Annotated in this window: 17 protein-coding genes; 8 read left to right on the top strand and 9 right to left on the bottom strand. The window is 71.8% G+C overall.

What is annotated here, in order from left to right:
* The first annotated feature begins 180 nt into the window (after positions 1–180).
* On the top strand, positions 181–1,047 hold the full coding sequence (locus tag POL25_RS20815) for a 3'(2'),5'-bisphosphate nucleotidase CysQ family protein (protein WP_272087869.1): 867 nt from the start codon (positions 181–183) through the stop codon (positions 1,045–1,047).
* An 80-nt stretch (positions 1,048–1,127) separates the two neighbouring features.
* Here POL25_RS20815 and POL25_RS20810 read toward each other — a convergent pair whose 3' ends face one another.
* Positions 1,128–2,234 carry a TFIIB-type zinc ribbon-containing protein gene (locus tag POL25_RS20810; RefSeq protein WP_272087868.1) on the bottom strand — a complete coding sequence of 369 codons (1,107 nt, stop codon included), beginning with the start codon at positions 2,232–2,234 and terminating at the stop codon, positions 1,128–1,130.
* Between the two features lie 80 nt (positions 2,235–2,314).
* Between POL25_RS20810 and POL25_RS20805 the strand changes: the two genes are divergently transcribed.
* From POL25_RS20805 to POL25_RS20795, 3 genes are all read left to right on the top strand, one after another.
* A complete protein-coding gene (locus POL25_RS20805) occupies positions 2,315–3,958 on the top strand; it encodes a CehA/McbA family metallohydrolase (protein ID WP_272087867.1) in 1,644 nt (547 codons plus the stop codon).
* Positions 3,959–4,023: 65 nt separating this feature from the next.
* Positions 4,024–4,809: a crotonase/enoyl-CoA hydratase family protein gene (locus tag POL25_RS20800; RefSeq protein ID WP_272087866.1), complete on the top strand. Its 786-nt coding sequence runs from the start codon at positions 4,024–4,026 to the stop codon at positions 4,807–4,809.
* A gap of 223 nt (positions 4,810–5,032) precedes the next feature.
* Positions 5,033–5,317 (top strand): hypothetical protein, encoded by a 285-nt coding sequence (locus tag POL25_RS20795; protein WP_272087865.1) that lies wholly within the window; start codon positions 5,033–5,035, stop codon positions 5,315–5,317.
* A gap of 192 nt (positions 5,318–5,509) precedes the next feature.
* On the opposite strand, the gene POL25_RS20790 is transcribed toward POL25_RS20795, so the two are convergent.
* Entirely contained in the window at positions 5,510–6,535 is a 1,026-nt protein-coding gene (locus tag POL25_RS20790; RefSeq protein ID WP_272087864.1) for an NAD-dependent epimerase/dehydratase family protein, read from the bottom strand.
* A gap of 88 nt (positions 6,536–6,623) precedes the next feature.
* On the opposite strand from POL25_RS20790, the gene POL25_RS20785 reads away from it, so the two are divergent.
* From POL25_RS20785 to POL25_RS20770, 4 genes are all read left to right on the top strand, one after another.
* Positions 6,624–9,800 carry a tetratricopeptide repeat protein gene (locus tag POL25_RS20785; protein WP_272087863.1) on the top strand — a complete coding sequence of 1,059 codons (3,177 nt, stop codon included), beginning with the start codon at positions 6,624–6,626 and terminating at the stop codon, positions 9,798–9,800.
* A 214-nt stretch (positions 9,801–10,014) separates the two neighbouring features.
* Complete coding sequence (locus POL25_RS20780) at positions 10,015–12,105, top strand: alpha/beta hydrolase family protein (RefSeq protein ID WP_272087862.1); 2,091 nt, start codon at positions 10,015–10,017, stop codon at positions 12,103–12,105.
* 479 nt (positions 12,106–12,584) lie between these two features.
* Entirely contained in the window at positions 12,585–13,541 is a 957-nt protein-coding gene (locus POL25_RS20775; RefSeq protein WP_272087861.1) for a hypothetical protein, read from the top strand.
* 11 nt (positions 13,542–13,552) lie between these two features.
* Positions 13,553–14,137, top strand: coding sequence for a YdcF family protein (locus tag POL25_RS20770; protein ID WP_272087860.1), 585 nt, complete (start codon positions 13,553–13,555; stop codon positions 14,135–14,137).
* Between the two features lie 225 nt (positions 14,138–14,362).
* On the opposite strand, the gene POL25_RS20765 is transcribed toward POL25_RS20770, so the two are convergent.
* The 7 genes from POL25_RS20765 to POL25_RS20735 all read right to left on the bottom strand — a co-directional run bounded on the left by POL25_RS20765 (position 14,363) and on the right by POL25_RS20735 (position 19,711).
* A complete protein-coding gene (locus tag POL25_RS20765; protein ID WP_272087859.1) occupies positions 14,363–15,451 on the bottom strand; it encodes an adenylate/guanylate cyclase domain-containing protein in 1,089 nt (362 codons plus the stop codon).
* Position 15,452: 1 nt separating this feature from the next.
* The gene (locus tag POL25_RS20760) at positions 15,453–15,860 is read right to left on the bottom strand and encodes a hypothetical protein (RefSeq protein WP_272087858.1); all 408 of its coding nucleotides are present in this window, start codon (positions 15,858–15,860) and stop codon (positions 15,453–15,455) included.
* Positions 15,857–16,372, bottom strand: coding sequence for an ATP-binding protein (locus POL25_RS20755; protein ID WP_272087857.1), 516 nt, complete (start codon positions 16,370–16,372; stop codon positions 15,857–15,859). The genes POL25_RS20760 and POL25_RS20755 overlap by 4 nt, the downstream gene beginning before the upstream one ends.
* On the bottom strand, positions 16,369–17,295 hold the full coding sequence (locus POL25_RS20750; RefSeq protein WP_272087856.1) for a PP2C family protein-serine/threonine phosphatase: 927 nt from the start codon (positions 17,293–17,295) through the stop codon (positions 16,369–16,371). The genes POL25_RS20755 and POL25_RS20750 overlap by 4 nt, the downstream gene beginning before the upstream one ends.
* 1 nt (position 17,296) lies before the next feature.
* Positions 17,297–17,839 carry a hypothetical protein gene (locus POL25_RS20745; protein ID WP_272087855.1) on the bottom strand — a complete coding sequence of 181 codons (543 nt, stop codon included), beginning with the start codon at positions 17,837–17,839 and terminating at the stop codon, positions 17,297–17,299.
* Positions 17,836–18,951, bottom strand: coding sequence for a GRAS family protein (locus POL25_RS20740; RefSeq protein WP_272087854.1), 1,116 nt, complete (start codon positions 18,949–18,951; stop codon positions 17,836–17,838). Before POL25_RS20740 ends, POL25_RS20745 begins: the two co-directional genes overlap by 4 nt.
* A 274-nt stretch (positions 18,952–19,225) precedes the next feature.
* Complete coding sequence (locus POL25_RS20735; protein ID WP_272087853.1) at positions 19,226–19,711, bottom strand: hypothetical protein; 486 nt, start codon at positions 19,709–19,711, stop codon at positions 19,226–19,228.
* Positions 19,712–20,001 lie beyond the last annotated feature (290 nt).

The raw sequence follows: 20,001 nt of genomic DNA, 5'->3' as shown, positions 1-20,001 counted from the left end.
GTTCAGCGAAAAAAATGCCAGCCTCGACAGTGGGCAGATTTCCGCTGTTTTGTCGCCAGGTTACCTGAGTTCAACCTACATATCGGGCACCCCCTGATAACCCCGTCCTTGCCGGGTCATCAGTGAGATCTCTCCAGCCCCTTCAGAGAGCGCCCGAGGGGCGCCGGAAAGCGTTTCCGCGTGGCCACTTTCGAACCCGAGCTCCGACTCGCCCTCTCGCTCGCCCGTGAAGCCGGCGCGCTCGCCCTGGCTTATCAGACAGGTGGCGCCGACGTCATGCAGGCCCGGGACAAGCCCGACGACGCCGGGCCGGTCACGCGCGCGGACACCGAGATCAACACACGCCTGGTCGCTGCGCTGCGCGCGGCCTTCCCCGGCGACGCCGTCGTCGCCGAGGAGTCCGCCGACGACGCCGCTGCAGCCGCCGACGTCGCGCGCTGTTGGTACATCGATCCGATCGACGGCACCGCCGAGTACGCGCGCGGCGAGAAGTGCTGGGCGATTCAGATCGGCCTCTGCATCGGCGGCGAACCCGTCCTCGGCGTCGTGTATGAGGCGGGCGCCGGACGACTGTCCTGGGGCGTCTGCACGCACGACCGGCGCGAGGCGTTCGTGGTCGACGACAGCGGCGCGGCCGCGCCGCTGAAGGCCAGCGCTCGCCCGCTCACCGAGCTGCGACTCGTCAGCAGCCTGAGTCACGCCTCCCCGAAGACCCTCGAGGTCATGCGAGTCCTCGCCATCCCGCCCGAGCGCAACCTTCGCCTCGGCTCCGTCGGCGTGAAGGTCGGCGTCATCACGCGCGGCGACGCCGACCTCTACGTCCACCCGCGTAGCGGCACCAAGCTTTGGGACACCTGCGCGCCGTGGGCGCTGTTGCGGGCCGTCGGCGGCGCGCTCACCGATCTGTGGGGACACCCGCTGACCTACGATCCGCGGCGTCTCGGCCACGACAACGGCCTGGTCGCCTCGCACGGCGCGCACCACTCCGAGATCCTCGCGGCCATCCGCCCGCTCGTCGACGACTGGTACCGCTCGCCGCACGGCTGACCCGACGGACAGGGTGTCGCTGTCCTTGCGGACATGTGTCCTGGACCATGTCCATCCGGACAGGCCCGCACTCGCCGACCTCAGCGCGACTTTGCGATCACCACGATCGCCGCGATCACCGCCGCCACCAGCAGGACCGTCAGCACGATCTTGACCACGCTCCACGGCCGCTCGCCCGCGACCTCGCCGGTGCGCGCGTTGACGATGAAGCGGAACACCTTCTCCTTGTAGCGGAAGCTCGAGATCCACAGCGGCAGCAGCACGTGCTTGCACTTCACGTCCGCGTGGCGGACGTTCATCGATAGGATCTGCTGCACGTCGCCGCCGATGTCGCTGCGGATGGCCCCGCGGATCTCCGGCTGCATGCGCTCGTCGGCGATCTGGAACCCGTCCTCGAGCCCGATCTGGTAGCGCTCGGCGATGAAGCCGCTCAGGTAACCGGCCTCGAAGCCGCGCAGGTTGTCGAGGTCCCACGGCTCGAGCTTCTCGATGAGCGGCCGCGGCAGCGACGGCGACCCGCACACCAGCACGTCGTCGAAGCCGACATGCACGGTCCCGCTCGCCGGGCGCCAGCGCGTCTTCTGCACCTGCCGCGTCTGGCGGTTGCCCTGCGCGTCGTTGTACGACTCGGTCACGTAGTAGTGATCGCCGCGCAGCCCCTTGTAGCGGGTCGTCGTCTGCGAGTCGTAGGTCCAGTACGGCAGGTACACCCCGTCGATGCCGTGGACCTGCGCCAGCCGCTTGAGGTCGTTCGGCGCGAACCACAGCTTGCGCACCCAGCTCGAGAACGCCTCGCGCGCCTTGGCGCCGTCGATGCCGAACGGCAGCAGCGACTCGGGCGGCACGATCTCGCCCAGCTCCTTCACGTCCATCACCACCGGCGCGCCGCAGAAGGCGCAGCGGCCGGCCTGGCCCGCCAGCATCGCCTGCGCCCCGCACCCCTCGCACTGGATGCTGTGCCCGCCCAGCGTCGACGCCGGCGCGCGCGACAGCCGGTGCAACATGTCCTGAAAGTCATGTTCCAGGACCGCCTTCTCGCCGCCGATCGTCTGCGTGTGACCGCAGTGGCTGCAGCGCAGGTGGTCCGATCCGGGCGAGTATTCGAGGGCCGAACCGCACTGCTCGCACGGGAACGTCAGCTTGCCCTCGCCGAGGGCCACGTTGGTTTCGGGGTCGCGCTCGGCCATCGGTCGCGAGTGTACCCGAGCGTCCCGGTCGCCCGCGACGGCCCCGACCGCGCCGCCCGCCGGTGCGCTATCGTGCCTCCATGACCCGTCTCTGGCCGGCCCTCGCCTCGCTCGCGTTGCTCGTCCCGCTCGCCCGGGCGAGCGCCGCCGAGACCGTCCAGGAGCTCAAGGGACAGGTCCCGATAGACAGCCTGGACCACTTCTTCGTCGCCTTCGAGGTCCCTGTCGGCACGCGCGAGATCGAGATCGCCCACGACGACCTCTCGGACGACAACATCCTCGACTGGGGCCTCGTCGACCCGCGCGGTGTGTTCCGCGGCTGGGGCGGCGGCAACGAAGAGAACGCCGTCATCGGCGAGGCCGCCGCCTCGCGCTCCTACGTGCCCGGCCCGCTCGCTGCAGGTACATGGAGCGTCGTCGTCGGCAAGGCCAAGCTCGCCGCGCCGCCCGGCGAGTACCTGATCACCGTCACCCTGCGTGACGCCCCGACCTCGCCCGCACAGCCCGAGCGCGCGCCCTATCAGCCTGCTGCTCTCGGCGGCGCGCCGCGCTGGTACGCCGGCGACTTTCACGTCCACTCGCGCGAGAGCGGCGACGCCTCGCCGAGCCTCGACGCCATCGCCGAGTTCGCGCGCGGCCGCGGCCTCGACTTCGTGGTCGTCACCGACCACAACACCACCACCCACCTCGATTTTTTCGCCGACGCCCAGGCGCGCCACCCCGACCTCCTGTTCGTCCCCGGCTGCGAGTTCACGACCTACGCCGGCCACATGAACGCCATCGGCGCGACCGCGTGGGTCGACCACAAGCTCGGCCAGCCCGGCGTCACCATCACCGCCGCCGCCGACGCCTACGATCAGCAGGGCGCCGTGCTGAGCGCCAACCACCCTGCGCTCGCGCTCGGCGACCTGTGCATCGGCTGCGCCTGGGAGCTGGACCTCGATCCTGCGCGCCTCGGCGCCGTCGAGATCGCCACCGGCGGCCTCGACAAGGCCGGCAAGTTCTTCACCGACGACGCCATGCGCTTCTGGGACGACCTCTGCGATCAGGGCCATCGCCCGGCCCCGATCGGCGGCAGCGACGATCACAAGGCCGGCCTCGAGCTCGGCGGCTTCGACAGCCCGATCGGCGACCCCACCACCCTCGTGTACGCCGACGCGCTCGCCGTCGACGCCATGCTTGCCGGCCTCCGCGCCGGCCGCACCATCGTCAAGCTGCAGGGCCCGGCCGACCCCATGCTCGAGCTGTCCTCCGGGACACATGTCCCCGGGGACAGCTTCGAATCGGCCGCCGCCACCTTCACCGTGCGGGTCACCGGCGCGCCCGCGGGCGCGAGCGTCCGCCTGGTCCGCGACCGCCAGCCGCAGGAGCCCGTGCCCGTCGTCGGCGATCCGTTCACCCACGCGTTCGTCGTCGAGCCGCCCGCCGCCGGCCACTCGCGCGTCCGCGCCGAGGTCCTCGTCGACGGCCAGCCACGCACCGTCACCAACCACCTGTGGCTCGCCCCGCTCTCGCCCGAATCGCCGACCACCGGCGACCCCACCACCGGCGCCGAGCCGCCCGCCAGCACCGGCGGGACCAGCGAGGGCAGCGACTCGGCCGGCGCGGGCCCGCCGGAGGGCGGCTGCGGCTGCCGCATCGACGCTCCGTTCGCGCCTGTCCTTATGGCCAGCCTGCTCGCCCTCCGTCGCCGTCGCCGCGCGAGCTCCTCTCATGTTCCTTGAGACATGTCCCTCCGACCACGTGACCCGCCTCCCCCGCCTCGCCCCGGCGGGGTAGACTCGCGCGCATGTCCACCGACCGCCGGCTCTCGACCCAGACACACGGCCATGTGCAGATGATCGGCCTCGACCGCGCCGCCAAGCGCAACGCCTTCGACCTGGCCATGCTGCGCCAGCTCGCCGAGGCCTTCACCGAATTCGAGGACGACCCGCAGCTGCGCTGCGCCGTCGTGTTCGCCCACGGCGACCACTTCACCGCCGGCCTCGACCTCGCCGAGGTCGGCCCCGCCGTCGCCCGCGGCGAGCTGCTGTTCCCGCCCGGCGCCGTCGACCCGCTCGGCCTCCACGGCCGCGTGCGCAGCAAGCCGGTCGTGCTGGCCGTCCAGGGCTTCTGCCTCACGCTCGGCATCGAGTTGATGCTGGCCGCCGACATCCGGATCGCCGCCAGCGACGCGCGCTTCGGCCAGATCGAGATCCGGCGCGGGATCTTCCCGTTCGGCGGCGCGACCTTGCGGCTGCCGCAGGTCGCCGGGTGGGGCAACGCCATGCGCTGGCTCCTCACCGGCGACAACTTCGACGCCGCCGAGGCGCTGCGGATCGGCCTGGTCCAGGAGGTCGTCGCGCCCGGCGAGCAGGTCCAGCGCGCCCTCGAGATCGCGACCACCATCGCCGCCCAGGCCCCGCTCGGCGTGCGCGCCACCCTCTCGACCGCCCGCACCACCGTCGAGCGCGGGCCCGAGGCCGCCCTCGCCACCATGATGGACGACGTCCGCGCGATCATGGGCTCGGACGACGCGCGCGAGGGCATGCAGTCGTTCGTCGAGCGCCGCGCCGCCCGCTTCTCCGGCACTTGAAAGGAGCGACCGGGCCGGCGACGCATTCGTCGCGCGCCGCCCCGCCCGCGGCTCCGGCACATGGCCTTTGAGACAGGTCTCGGCCGCGCCGCGAATCCCGAACCGCAGCGCGGCCGAGCCCGATCGCCCCGCCCGCGCGCCGGCCGGTTCCATGGCGAGCCGGGCGGACAGGGTTATACTCGCGCGACATCGGCGCGGCGACCGCGCCACGAAGGAGACGGCGATGAAGATCGATCTGGAGAAGTTCCTCGCGGCCACCATGCTGCTCGCCACCGCGACCACCCCGGCCTGCGGCAGCAAGGACGCCAAGAAAGTCGAGACCAAGGCCGACACCAAGACCGCGGCCCCTCCGCCTGCCCAGCCCCAGCCCACCCCCGCGCCGGTCGCTGCCCCGCCCGTCGCGCCCGAGGCCGCCCCGCCCGCGACCCCGCCCGTCGTCGAGGACAAGCCGGCCGGCGGCGCCGCCAAGCCCGACCCCGGCCCCGAGGAAGAGAAACCGTCCTGGTGAACTTTGGGGCATGTCCTTCACGACATGCCCGAAGGGACCTGCTCTTTTCGACATGCCCCACGAGTCAGCCGACTCGCGGGGCATTTTCTTGGCGAGGATGCGACCGCCGCGAGCGCGGTCGGGCGCTCCCCTGCCGCTCGGGCGCGCCTCGGCGGACATGACCCTTCGGCCATGTCCTGCGAGACAGCCCGCTCAGACCTGCGTGCCGCTGCCCGGCAGGCGCCGCTTGCCGAGCATGCCCGCCGCGTCGAACCACGCGTAGATGTCGCGCACGCTCTCCGCGAACGGCCGCACCGTGTAGCCGAGCGCGCGCTCGGCCTTGCCGTGGTCGAAGCGGGCGCCCGTCGAGAGCACCGACAGCGACTCGTGGGTGTAGAGCGGCTCCTGCCGCATCACCGCGCCGGCGACCCCGAAGAACGGCACCCCGACGCGGGCCAGCCAGATCGGCGTCACTAGCCGCGGCGGCTTCACCCCCGTGATCGCCTCGGCTGTCGCCCCGATGTCGCGCACGTGGACCGTGTGGCCGGTCAGCAGGTAGTTCTCGCCGTTCACGCCCTGGGTCTGGGCCGCCAGCATCCCGGCGACCACGTCGCGCACGTCGACGAAGTCGAACGCGCCGTCGACCAGGCTCGGCAGCGACCGCCGGTACAGCTGCAGGAACAGCCGGCCCATGCGCGACGGCCCGAAGTCGTACGGGCCGATCACCCCCGACGGGTGCACGATCACCGCGTCGAGGCCGCGGCCCATCACCTCGCGGAGCGCCCGCTCGCCGGCCGCCTTCGAGCGGTCGTAGGCGAAGTGGCCCGGCTCGTCGGGGACCCGCGGCCAGCGCTCGTCGACCTCCACGCCGCTCGTGCCCTCGCGGTAGAGGTCGAACGCGTGCACCGAGCTGCAGTGGATCAGGCGCCGCACGCCCGTCTCCAGCGCCGCCTCGGCGATCGAGCGCACGCCGTCGACGTTGACGGCGCGCACCAGGCCCCGCGGATCGCCCGAGATCGAGATCTGGGCCGCGAGGTGATAGACGACATCGACGCCCGCGGTCGCGCGGCGCGCCGCGTCTGGATCGCGCACGTCGCCAGGGACCCGCTCGACGTCGAGTCCTGCGAGCGCGCGCTGGGAATTGCGGACGAGCACGCGGACGCGCTCGCCGCGAGACAGCAACGTTCGGACTAAATTCGCGCCGATGTGACCCGCGGCGCCGGTGACGAGGACGGTCATGCGATCGGCGGGATGATACAGGCGCGCGGCATTGCGCCTCAAGCCCGGCACGACATCGATGCGACGCCGGGATAACCTGGACCCGCAGATGTCGCGCGCCGGCGGTGATCCCACCCCACCATCCTCTGGGCCGGACCCCGATCCCACGCTTGTCGGCGACCTTCCTCCGCGCCCCGACTTCGCCACCGACGCGACTCTGGCCGGAGATCTTTCGCCCACGGCGCGCGCCCCGGCCCGGCCGCCGGACCTCGATCGTTCGTCGCTGTCGCAGCGCGAGCGCGCGCTCCAGCTCACCCGCTACGTGCTCATGCGTCGCCTCGGCGCCGGCGGCATGGGCGTCGTCTACCTCGCCTACGATCCCAGCCTCGATCGCAAGGTCGCGATCAAGCTGCTGCGCGTCGCTCCCGGCGACGGTCCGGCCCACGCCGCCCACGCCCGCCTGCTGCGCGAGGCCCAGGCGCTGGCCCGGCTGTCGCACGGCAACGTCGTCGCCGTCCACGACGTCGGCTCGTACGACGCCGACGCGCTCACGACGATGAGGATCGGCCCGCGCCGCACCGATCCTGTCCCGAAGGCCAGATCACCGCACGCCGGCGGCGTGTTCCTGGTGATGGAGTACGTGCCCGGCATCACCCTCGCGCAGTGGCTCGACGATCGCGTCCGCGGCGTCCGCGAGATCGTCGAAGTGTTCCTCGCCGCCGGCCGCGGCCTCATCGCCGCCCACGCTGTCGGCGTCATCCACCGCGACTTCAAGCCCGGCAACGTCCTGGTCGGAGAGACAGGTCGGATCTGCGTGTTCGACTTCGGCCTGGCGCGGCCCGCCGGCGACGTCGAGGTGAACCCGGCCGGCGCCACCCCCGACCTCGACGCTCCGCTCGATCCGCTGTCCTCGTCGCTGGTGTCCGGCCCGCTCACCCGCGTAGGCACCGTGGTCGGCACCCCGGCGTACATGGCCCCCGAGCAGCGGGGCGGCGCCGCCATCGACGAGCGCGCCGATCAGTTCAGCTTCTGCGTCGCCCTCTACGAGGGCCTCTACGGCAACCGCCCGTTCAGCGGCGACAACCTGTTCGCCCTCGAGGCGGCCAAGTCCCAGGGCCGCCTCGATCCGCCGCGGCGCGCGATCCGGGTCCCGCCCGCGATCCACCGCGCCATCCTGCGCGGCCTCTCACCTGAACCCGGGGACAGGTGGCCCTCGATGCAGGCGCTGCTCGGCGCGCTCGAACGGCCGCTGCGGCGCGACCGTCGGCGCTGGGCCCTCGCCGGCGGCGGCGCGGCGCTGATCGCCGGCGCGATCGCCTTCGCCGTCCTTCCCGACGCCCCCGCCCTGTGCACCGGCGCCGCCGAGGCGCTCGCCCCGACCTGGAACCCGCAGCGGCGCGCCGGTCTCGACGCCGCCTTCGCCGCCACCGGCCTGCCCTACGCCCGCGACGCGGCCGCCCGCGCCGGCGCCCGCGTCGACGCCTGGGCCGAGGCGTGGATCGCCGGTCACACCGACGCGTGCGCGGCCGCCAACATCCGCGGCGAACAATCACATGACCTTTTGGACAGGCGCATGCACTGCCTCGAGGATCGCCGCCACGAGCTCGAGGCCTTGCTCGGCGTGCTCGTCGGAGCCGACGCCGACGCCGTCGAGCACGCCCACGACGCCGTCGAGGCCTTGCCCCCGCCCGCCCGCTGCGCCGACCTCGACGCCCTGCAGGCCGAGGTCGACGCGCCCGCGCCCGCGATCGTCGACGCCGTCCAGACCTTGCGCGACCAGCTCTCGGTCGCCACCGCCGAGGCGGCCGCCGGTCACCCGGGCGCCGGCCTGGCCCTGCTCGAGGCCACCGAGCAGCGCGCACGCGCCCTCGGCTACCGCCCGCTGCACACCCAGGTGCTGGCCGAGCTCGCCGAGCAATTGTTCGTCGCCAGCAAGTACGACGACGGCACCCGCGTATACGGCGAGGCCTACTGGGGCGCGCTCGCCGTCGGCCACGATCGCCTGGCCTTCGCCACCGCCAGCGCCTTCGCCGGCCGCCTCGCGCAGACCCTCGGCCACCCCGAAGACGCCCGGCCGTGGCTGCGCAACGCCGAGGCTCTTTACGAGCGCCTCGGACGTCCGCCCGGCCTCGGCGGCGACCTCGAGTTCCGCCGCGGCCAGATCGCCGAGGCGCGCCGCGAGTACGTCACCGCCATCGACCACTACCGCCGCTCGCTCGAGGGCGTGCCCGAGCGCTCGGCCGCCGCCGTCACCACCCGGCAGAACCTCGCCAACGTCCACATGAGCCTCGGCCAGCTCGGCCCGGCGCAGACGATCTTCGACGAGCTCCTGGCCCTGCGCCGCGACATCTACGGCGAGGCTCACCCGAGCAACGCCTTCTCGCTGGCCGACCTCGGCAACGTCGCCACCCTGCGCGGCGACTTCGACACCGCCGAGCAGCACCAGCGCGCCGCCCTGGCGATCCTCCGCGCCGCCCTGCCCCCGCGCCACGAGCGGCTCGCCTTCCCGCTCTCGGCCCTGGCCGACATCGCCGCCCAGCGCGGCGACTTCACCGCCGCGCTCGACGCCTTCGAGGAGGCGCGCGCGATCTGGGAGCACAACTTCGGCCCCGAGAGCACCCGCGTCGCCGCCATGCTCGAGCGACTCGCCTCGGTCCAGCTCGTGCGCGGCGAGCTCGGCCTGGCCGAGCAGCACGCCTCTCGCGCACTCGCTATCTGGAGCTCGGCTCAGAGCCCCGATCCACAGGGCACCGTACTGGCCCACCTCGCGCTGGCCCAGATCGAGCTGGCCCGCAACAACTATGCCGCCGCCCGCGACCACATCGACCTCGCCCTGCCGCTCGCGGCCACGGTGCTCGGCGAGGACAACCTCTATACCGCCGTCAGTCGGGCCATGCGGGCCGTCGCCCTCGCGGGCCTCGGCGACTTGACCGCGGCCGAGCGCGAGGCCGACGCCGCCGTCGCCGCGATCGAGCGCAACTACGGCGTCGACTCGCTGTGGATGTCGGAGGTCTTGACCCCCCGCGCCAAGGTGCGGCAGGGCCAGGCGCGCTTCGACGACGCGCGCCGCGACCTCGAGCGCAGCCTCGGCTTGCTCGACCCGCGCAACGCCCCGATCCAGCGCGCCCACGCCGAGTTCCAGCTGGCGCAGGTCCTCTGGGACAGCCGCGGAGACCGCGCTCGAGCACGGTCCCTCGCCGTCTCCGCGCAGACCCTGTTCCGCAAGGCAGGGGCGAAGCACTACCGGGCCGAGGTCGACGCCTGGCTCGAGCGCCACCCGAACTGATCGTCGCCTGTCCTTTCCGCCATGTGGCAATCGCCCTCCGGCGAGCACCGAGGTCCGCGGGCTGGCCACGGCGAACGATCGCCCCAGGAAGGCCACGTGGACCCACGTGTGCGCCGGATCGCAGGACGCCCGCTCGTTGCCCTTGCAACGACGTCACACAATTTCTCGCCGGCGTCGCTGGCGGATCGGCGATCGTCGTGGGAAGAATCAAAGCATGTTGTCGTGCTCTGGCCAGGTCTCCCGCGCGTGCCTCACGCTCGCGTGGCTCGTCCTCGCCGGCTGTTACAGCGGCCCGTCCGGTGCCGCTCCCGCGGATGAAACGCCGTCCTCGCCCCGACCACCGCCCGCCAGCCAGGGTCCGATCGGCGGCCCCGAGCTCGCGCCGCTCGAGCTCGACGCCCTCTCGCCCGACCCGGCCCCTGGCAGCGTCGAGTTCGACCTCCACGTCACCGGCGCCGGCTTCACTCGCTCCAGCGTCGTCGTCGTCGCCGGCCAGGCGCTACCCACCACCTTCGTCTCCGGCGGCGAGTTGCACGCCCGCAGCGGCCCGCGCAAGCGCGGCGACTACCCGGTGTTCGTGCGCCGCGACGACGAGGACTCGGCACCGCTGACCCTCGCCGTCGATCGCTCGGCCCCGCGGATCCTCGTGCCGGCCGAGGTCGGCGTCGACGAGGACACCGAGGTCGGTCTCGTCCTCGAAGTCGTCGACGTCGCCGACCCGGGCGCCCTGCGGGTCCACCTGCAGGGCCTGCCGCCGGGCGCCACCTGGGACGAGCCGACCCGCACCTTCCGCTTCACCCCCGACTTCACCCAGGGCGGCGACAGTTGGACCGTCACCGTGCTCGCCCACGACGGCGAGTCGCGCGTCGAGACCACCTTCGAGGTCGTCGTGCGCGACACCATCCAGCCGCCGTGGCCCGAGGTCGTCGACACCGAGTTCCTCGACGGCAGCGGCTACGTCCGTTACACCCTGTCCCAAAAGACAGATGATTACCTCGACAGCCCGGGCTACGCCGGCCGCGAGTTCGTCGCCAAGGTCATGGTCCCGCTCGACGTCCCGCCCGAGGGCGTGCCGGTGCGGATCGGCCTCCACGGCTTCGGCACCGCCAACCCCGGCGGCACTGGTTCGGCCAGCGAGATCCGGATCTCCCCGCACGACCCCGACAACACCTACTGGTGGGGCTACGCCGCGTCCTTGCCCGACGTCGACCCCACCGCCGGCGGCGCCGCCCCCGACTACACCGTGCGCCGCGTGCTCCACCTCGTCGAGTACGTGCTGCGTCACCACCCCGAGGCCGACCCCGAGCGCGTGCACGTCTTCGGCAGCTCGATGGGCGGCGCCGGGGCGATGCTGCTCGGCCTCCTGCGCGGGCGTCACTTCGCCTACGTCGACGCCCGCCTCGGCCAGGCGATCGCGCGCAACCACCGACCCTCGCGGATCACCCAATTGTCCAGCTGGTGGGGCGCCCCCGAGCTCGACCTCGACGGCGGCGGCGGCCTGTCGGCCTGGGATCACATGGACCTGACGCGCGCGCTCGCCGACTCGAGCGAGGCCCGCGACCAGTTCCTGTTCCTCAAGCACGGCAAGGACGACCCGACCATCCACTTCGGCGCCGCCGTGCTGCCGAGCCCGCGCACCGGCGAGAGCCTCTACGACGCGCTGCAGAGCCGCGGCGTCGGCCACTTCGCCATCTGGGACGAGGGCGGCCACGGCGTCGCCGATCCTGTCCTCGGGGACAGCTGGTGGACCGGCTCGTGGGCGCCGATCCACGGCGACGAGGCCACGCTGCGCCGCGACCGGGCGTTCCCCGCCTTTTCTTACTCGTCGCTCGACGACGACCCGGGCGTCGGCGCTGGCAACGGCAAGCAGGACTGGAGCGCCAGCAAGGGCTTCGCCGGCACGGTCGCGGTCGCCGGCGACACCGGCTGGGAGGGCGCCGTCGCTGGCGCGCTCGGCCGGTTCCTCCGCTGGGACGGCGCCTCGGTGGTCGACACCGTCGATCGCCTGCAGTTCGCCCTGCGCGTCCACGACGGCGACGGGGCCAACCCGCCCGCGCCCGGCTACCCGAGCGAGGGTGACCGCGTGATGGCCGATCTGCCCGCGTTCGTCGATGTCACCCCGCGCCGCACCCAGGCGTTCCGCTGCCGCCCCGGTGAGCGCGTCGCCTGGTCGTTCGGTCAGGACCACGGCGAAGTCGTCGCCGGCCCCGACGGCAGCGTGACGATCCCCGCCCTGCCCCTGACCGACACCTGGCAGTTCCTGGTGCTGCGGCGCACGATCGCCGTGATCGCCGCCTCGCACTGACCTGCACTCGCGGGCACGCCCCTTCCGACAATTTTTAAAAGGCATGTCCGTTGCGTCATGCCCGATCGGACACCCGTCGATCGGCCCGGCCCGACCGGTTCCCAATCATGTCCCTCGGATATGCCCGATCGGACACCGTCGATCGGCCCGGCCCGACCGGTTCATAAGCATGTCCCCTGGGACATGCCCGATCGGACACCCATCAATCGGCCCGGCCCGACCGGTTTCCACGCATGTCCCCCGGGACATGCCCTGAAAGCCACGTACGTTCGCCATGCCCGAACGCGCTCCCACCGGCCGTGACCGCGGCATCGCAGCCCGCTTCGTCCTGCATGATGACGAGCGCCCTCGCTGCGCCTCACGGCCTCACCCCTTGCACGCATCGACGCAAGTGCGCGGCCATGCTCGCCTCGAGGAGCCGCCGGCGCCGGCTTGCGCGACGACTCGACGAAAGCCCACCGCTGCGGTAGATGCGTCCGATGGGCCGGTCGCAGCTGCTCTCCGCTGGCCTGACCGCCGCGCTGACCTGCGGCGAGCCGACCGCTCCGGATGCGCCCGCCGACCTCCCTCCCGGCGTCGAGCCAGCGCCCGTCCCCGGCGCCCCGGCGCGCCCGTCCGTGCACCGCGAGCCCGTCGACCCCCGCGACGCTGACTTGCTCACGCGCTGGCCCTCGCTCGCCCACTACCCGCGCGTCCCGCCCGCGCTCGCAGCGGCCCTGCGCGCGCGCGACCCCGCCGGCGTCTTCCGCGGCCTCGAACTCGCCTTCGAGCCGGATCGCTGGGCCGAGATCGACGCCTGGGAGCGCCTCGGGCACATCCGCCTCGGCGAGCCCGCGGGCTTCTGCCGCACCGACGCCGGTCGCCCCATCAAGCTGTCCCCGGGGACATACGACCTCGGCTGCCTCGGCGGCTTCCTCGAGGGCGTGCGCCTGTTGTGGCTGCCGCGGCTCGAGCTCGCCGACCTCGTCCCCTGCGATCCGCCCGGCGGCTTCGAGTCGTGCCAGGACGGCGCCCACGCCGGCCGCGCCGCCCTCCTCCAGATCGCAGCGCGCCTGCCCGCCGGCGCCCTCCCACGCGGCCTCGACCTGCTCGACCTTCGCCTCGATAGCCTCGGCGCCGCCGGCCTGCTCGCCGCCCTCGCAGCCGACGCCCTTCATCTCTGCAGCGTCTCGCACCGCGCCCGTGCCCGCGGTGGCGAGCGCATGTACCATCACATGATGATCGTCGACCCCGCCCGCGATCGCCTCGGCCGCGTGCGCGTGTTCGACACCACCGGGGCCGCCGGCGTCGCCTCGCGGCCCATGCGACCGGAGCGCCTCCACGGCTACGTGCGCCGCCTCCTGGCCGCCCACGCCGGCTTCCGCTACGCCCCCGACTCGGCCCAGCTCACCTGCCTGGCCGTGCGCCCGCCCGCCGCGACCATCACAGGTCCATGAGGACATGTCGCATGGCACATGTGCGAAAGACCATCCTCCGCCTTCTCGCCCTGCTGTGCACCTGGGGCCTGGTGCACCTGCTCGTCCTGAGCGTCGACGGCTGCACCGACGAGGGCCGCCCCGCCGACGTCGCCGTCGTGCTCGGCAACCACGTCAGCCCCGCCGGCGAGCCCGCGCGCCGCCTACAGCTGCGCCTCGATCGCGCCGCCGAGCTCTACGCCGCCGGCCTGGTCCCGCGGCTCATCGTCAGCGGCGGCCAGGACCCCGGCAGCCCGCACGAGGCCGACGTCATGCGCGACTACCTGGTGGCCCGCGGCGTCCCGGCCGAGCGCATCGCCGTCGACCGCGGCGGCGTCAACACCCACGCCACCGCCCGCTTCGTCGCCGCCGACCTGCGCGCCCGCGGCGAGCGCTCCGCCATCGCCGTCAGCCAGTACTACCACCTCACCCGCACCAAGCTGGCCCTGCGTCGCTTCGGCGTCGAGGCCACCGCCGCCCACGCCGAGCTCGACCTCGAGCTGCGCGAGCCGTGGTCGCTGCTACGCGAGGTCGTCGGCTTTTACGCCTACCTGTTCAAGGACTACCGCCGCGATTGAACGGGCGCTCGGGTCCGGGCGCCGGCGCAGGCGCCTGATCGAGCCCGCGAGGCGTCGCACACCTCGGGCACGCTCGTCGCCCGCGTTCTCACTCGGCGCGCCCGGCGGCCCCTGCTCGTCGCTACCCGCCCCCAAGCGACGCGGCCTGAACTCGAGGACATGTCCTCGACGACATTGCCCGACGGGCATGCCCCTTCGGACATGCCCGATCAGCCATCCCACCGCTCAGAAGTCTTCGAGCCCTTGTCCGAGCTCGACCCCGAGCGCCTCGAGCGCGGCGGCCGGGCACGGCGTGCCGAAGCGCGACTCGTAGCGCTCGGCGAACTCCGCGTTGGCGACCAGCGCCTGGCCGTCGGCCTGCAGCTCGGGGAGCAGCCCGCGGACCGCGAACACCTCGATCTCGCCGACGCTGCGGGTCACCGTCGTCTGCATGAACTCGAGCGCGAAGAACGGCTCGATCAGCTGGCGGACGGCCCCCGACACGCACACCGAGTCGGGCTGGCCGATGCGCTCGACGTGGCTGGCGACGCTGACCGTGTCGCCCCACAGGTCGTAGACCGGCTTCTTCGAGCCGAGCACGCCGGAGATGCAGGGCCCCGAGTGGAGGCCGATGCGGAAGCTCCAGTCCCACTCGTCGACCATCGGTGTCAGCCCCGACGCGACCACCTGGGCGCAGCGCAGCGCCGCGAACGTCGCGTCGACCGCGTGGGACAGGCGGCGCTGGGGGATCCCCGACACCGCCACGTAGGTGTCGCCGGCCGTGCGCAGCTTCTCGACCACGAACGCCGAGGTGATCTGGTCGAAGGCCGAGAAGAAGAAATCGAGCTGCTTGAGGCAGGTGACCGGGTCGACGCGGGCGGCCAGGCGCGAGAACTGGACCGCGTCGATGAACATCACCGTCGCCTCGCGGTACGCCTTGGGCTGGAGCCGCTCGCCCAGCGGCGCCGCCGCCTCACGCGGCAGGACCGCCAGCGCCAGGCTCTTGTCGAGCAGCGTCGCGCTCGCCAGCTGCGACGCCAGCGCCCGCGCCGGGCGGATCGCCACCCCGACCGCCAGCACCGCGTCGGATGGCTCCAAGGACAGGTCCCATACGACAGGTCCTTCGGGCCATGGCTCTGCGGGCACCGCCTTGCCGCCGCTCTCGACCAGGCCGCGCAGCGACTCCGGCGACGCCGCGCCGAACAGCGCGCCGAGGCCGGGCGCCCCGGTCCGCGCGGCCAGCCAGCGGGCCGCGGCGGGCGACGCCGCGGTCACGCGACCTTCGGCGTCCACGCGCAGCGCGATCGATTCGACCAGCTCGAGGAGGGCCACCATGTCAGAACTCTCGCACGTCCTCGAAGGTCGTGCGGGCGGCGATGGTCTCTTCGTCGAGGTTGAGCAGGATCGGCAGCGTCTCCTGCTGCCAGTCGTCCTCCTGCAGGCGGCGGACCAGCACCGGCCCGGGCAGCAGCAGGTAGACCAGCTCGACGATGTCCATGATCACGTAGAAGCCGTTGGAGTTGCAGAACTCGAGCTCGGTGAAGTCGAGCACGCTGCGTTGGACCTCGCGCTTGGGCAAGATCTCGCGCAGGTCCTGCAGCAGGGCCGACAGATAGCGATAGGGGTTGTCGATGCGGACCACGCCCGAGAACGTGAGGGAGAAGTTCCCCTCGTCCTCGCGTGCGACGCAGTGGAACACACTGACGCCGCCGTCCATGATCTCGCCGTAGGTGAGGACGTTCATTGCGCACCTCGCAAAGGAAATACCGCCTGCATCGTGAGCTGCTCGCCGGAGTAAGTCGCGGACAGGCGGAAGCGGTTCTCGGACACCAGGCGGATGAGGCCGAGCCCGCCGCGCAGCCGCTGCATGCGGCGGGCGCGGAGCGTGTCGGCGAACAGGCGCTTGGGATCGGTCGAGGTCGTCAGCTGCTCGACGCGATCTTTGACGTCCTGGAACTGCTCCGGCGTCGCCTTGTTGGTGACCTGGACCTGCAGCGCGTCGCCGTCGATGCGCAGGTCGACGCGCATCTGGCTGGCCGGATCGTTGACGTTGTCGATCACGTTCTGGACCAGCTCGGTGATCACCACGTTGGCCTTCTTGCACAGCGCCTGCGGGTAGAACACCGTCAGCATCGCCAGCAGCGACTCGCCGACGGTCGCCGCCAGGTTGCCGCCGACGTCGCCCATGGGCGCGACCGTCAGCGTCAGGCCGACGCTGGTCGTGATCGGTTCGTCGTCGAGCTCGTGGTCGTTCACGCGGCCCGCCTCCGGAGCACGATGAGGGTGATGTCGTCGGCGTCGACGCGACGGAACTGACCGTAGTCGTCGAGGCAGCGCTGCAGGATCTCGTTGGCCGGCAAGTCGGCGTTGGCGCGCACCAGCTCGTGCAGGCGGCGGGTGCTGTAGTCGGCGCCGGTGCTGTCCTGAGCCTCGACCAGACCGTCAGTGTACAGCGCCAGCACGTCACCTGTCTCGAAGGGCAGCTCGTACTCGCTGTAGGCGCGGCGGCGCAGGCCGATGAACGGGTCGCCCTTGTTGAACGTGTGGACCTGGTCGCCGCGGACCAGCACGCCGTAGCCGCCGCCGCACACGTAGCGGAACGTGCGCTCGCCGAACGCGACGAAGTTGACGGTCGCGTAGCGGCGGACCTCGCGGAGGAACCCGACGGTGGCGTTGTTGAGGTACTCGACGATGTCGCGCGGGCGCGACACCTGCTCCATCGTCTGGACCAACTGGGCCTTGAGGTAGGCCATGATCAGCGCCGCCGACACCCCGTGGCCGGAGATGTCGAACACGCCGATCGCGTGGCAGCCGTCGCGGAGGCGGTAGAAGTCGTAGTAGTCGCCGCCGACCTCGGTCATCTGCTTGTGGTAGACCGAGAACTCGAAGCGCGCGAGCATCTCCGGGTGGTCCTTGGGCAGCAGCGCGTGCTGGACCTGCTGGGCGATCTCGAGGTCCTGGCGGATGGTCTGGTAGGCGCGGGCCAGCTCGCGCTCCTGCTCGTCGAGCCGCTCGTACGCGGTCCGCAGGTTGTCGTTGGTCGCCTGCCAGTACGCGGTGTCGCGCTCGACGCCCTTGAGCAGGCCCTTGTACATCCAGAACAGTCGGCGCATGTCCTCGCGCGACAGCTCGGACAGGCGATCGGGATCTCGTCCCTGGAGGATCTCGTCGAGCGTCATCTCAGTGGAACTCCACCACGAGCCGGTTGGGATCGCCGTCGTTGGTCACGTCGACGTAGTAGAGGTCGCCGGGCGCCATCACCCCGCCGATCAGCACCCCGCGCTCGATCGTCTTGTCGAACGGCGTCGACGAGCGGATGACCGCGTGGCCGCGCTCGGCGTCGAAGTCCTCGAGGTCGAACGAGCCGACCATCCCGCGCGGGCCGCGGATCACGCTGGCGATGCCGTGGCTACCTGTCTGAAAGTGCAGGAAGTCGGCGCCGCGGTGGATGAGCGCCTTGCCGGGGCCACGGTGGTACCACAGCGTCATCATCTCGATGCCGAGCTTGAGCCGGATCGGCTCGACGTTGGCGTACGACTCGCCGACCATCTGCTCGATCTCCATCCACTTGGCGAGCGGGAACCACCGACCCATGTCGATGTCGGCGAGCAGCGCGGTGGCCCGGCGCCCAGCGACGATGTTGAGGTTGACGCACGCCTGGGCGAAGCCGGCCATCAACGCCCCGTGGACCACCGGCTCGCTCGGCTCGGACCCGTCGCTCATCCCGCCTCCCCCGCGAACGCGAACACGGCGATGATCGGCACGCTGCGGTAGGACAGCCGCACGAGCCCGGAGCTGACCGACGAGCGGCAGTACTCCGGCAGGTCGACGTCGAGCTCGATCTCCGGGTACGGCACGAAGCCCGACTTCTTCAGCCGCAGCAGCCACGACTCGAGCGTCTCGTGGCGCTCGCAGCGGAAGGCGTCGCTGGTGCCGAGGATGTCGCGGACCTCGCGGCCGAAGAAGCCTTCCTTGATGGCGAACTTCTCGTCGGGCGACGCGTCGCTGCGGTCGACCAGGTCGAACACGGTCGCGAAGTGCTGCCAGCAGTGGTGCATGCGCCGGGTCAGGTGCTCGGTGTCGTGGTCCGAGCTCGGCTCGACCAGCGTGAACACCCGCGGCTTCAGGGCCCGCAGCCGCCGCAGCAGTCGAGTGCGCGCGTCGCTGTCGGGGCCCGTGGTGTGGTGCAGCGTGTAGGCCGCGTTGATCGACAAGCTCCCCTCGGCGAGCGCCTCGAAGTGCGCGTAGTCGGCATCCTCGCAGACCTCGATCAGCTTGACCAGCGGGTAGATCTCGATGTCGAACGGCAGCTCGGCGCGGACCTCGTCGATCGCCGCCACGCCCTCGGTCAACGCCGTGCGGTTGGGGTCGAGCGCGATCACGCGGATGCGCTCGATCTTCCCCGGGTCGCGCGCGAGCGCCCGCAGCAGCGCGACCACCTGCAAGCCCTTGCCGATCCCGATCTCGAGCAGCGTCGGCGTGCTCGACTGCCGCATCGCGTGGACCAGATACTGGTTGGCGAGCGCATAGCCCTGCGGCACGGCCGGGATCGCCCGCTGCAGCAGCGTGAACAGATCGATCTGCGGCCGCTTCTCGACTTGCAGGTACAAGTTCCGCCCGGACAGCAGGTTACGGTCGATCCGTCGCAGCAGCGACTCGGCGACGATGTGGGACAAGAGCGCGTCGCTCGGGACATCGACGTCGAGAGCGTCGAGGAGCTGGCTCGCTATCACCGTCTTGGCGACCTCCTCGCGATGCCGGCGAATGTCCTGGCACGCGGCCAAAATCAGCTTGTAGCGGTCCTCGTAGAGCATGCGCCGCAGACTGAAGGTCACACAGGGGATCCGCCTTGGCAAGCCGATGCCCACCCGATCATGGCCGAGAAGATTATCTCGGCCCTGGCGCGGAAACGCGCTGTGCTGTCCTTCGTAGGTCCCGTCGGGTCCTGTCTCGAAGACCACCCGGAGGCGTTACCGGACCGCGGGCCACTGCGCAGGTCGCGTGCGCGCACGACCGTGGCACGAGGCGGACTGCATCTTGGGACATGGTCGGAGAACCATGACGCAAGCGAGCGAAGCGGGCGCGAGTGTCGAGCGGTCGGGTGCCGTGTCACGCGGCGGCGGCGCCGTCGCTCATGCGAACCTCTGCAGTCGCGCCGCGGAGCGATCGCAGCTCGAGCCCGACCTCGAAGCTCAACGCCGTCGCGCCGACGCGGCCGCGCTGACTCTCGCGGTGCACCTCCACGGCCAGCGTCACGTGCGTGGCGTTCGGGACTCTGCCGCTGCGGAAGCGCACCGTAGCGATCGCAGTCAGCGGCTCCCCCACCAGCATCTCACCGAAGCGACGCACGCGGCTGATGCTGCGCAGCGTCAGCGCGACCTCGCGGAACGGCTCGCTGTGGGCCAGGGCCGACAGCGCTCGGCCGAGCACGACCGGCAGCGGACAAAGCCTTCCCCACGGCTGCGGCGCGCCGCCGCCGGATACGCTGCCGGTCGACAGCGTCTCCTCGCCGCAACCCACCACCTGCCCCAAGAAGCTGGACTCCACGTGCGCGGTCAGATCGACCGGCTTCACCGTGAACGTGGAAGTCGTCAAGACACTTCCGACGCTGAGAGATCCGAGATCGTGTACGAGCATGACGCGGCCTCCTTGGAATTAGCGTGCCGCCCACCGCCGCGATTTGCACGTCAGATCAGGCTCAGCGGCGATGTGTGCCTGTTCCTCCGCCGTGGATCGCGAGCACGACCGCGGATCCGGCGAATTTCCCAGCCTCGCTGGCGATCGGCGGCTTCGTGGCCCGCTTGCATCGCCCGGCGAAATGATCTTCACACGCCTCTGACGCTGCGAAATCGACGCGATCTCCAGCACGATCTCTTGCGCGTGCA

It is taken from the genome of Nannocystis bainbridge (assembly GCF_028368995.1).
Taxonomy (GTDB): domain Bacteria; phylum Myxococcota_A; class Polyangia; order Nannocystales; family Nannocystaceae; genus Nannocystis; species Nannocystis bainbridge.
The sequence above is the reverse complement of the archived record's forward strand: the minus strand, read 5'-3'. Positions and strand labels throughout refer to the sequence as shown.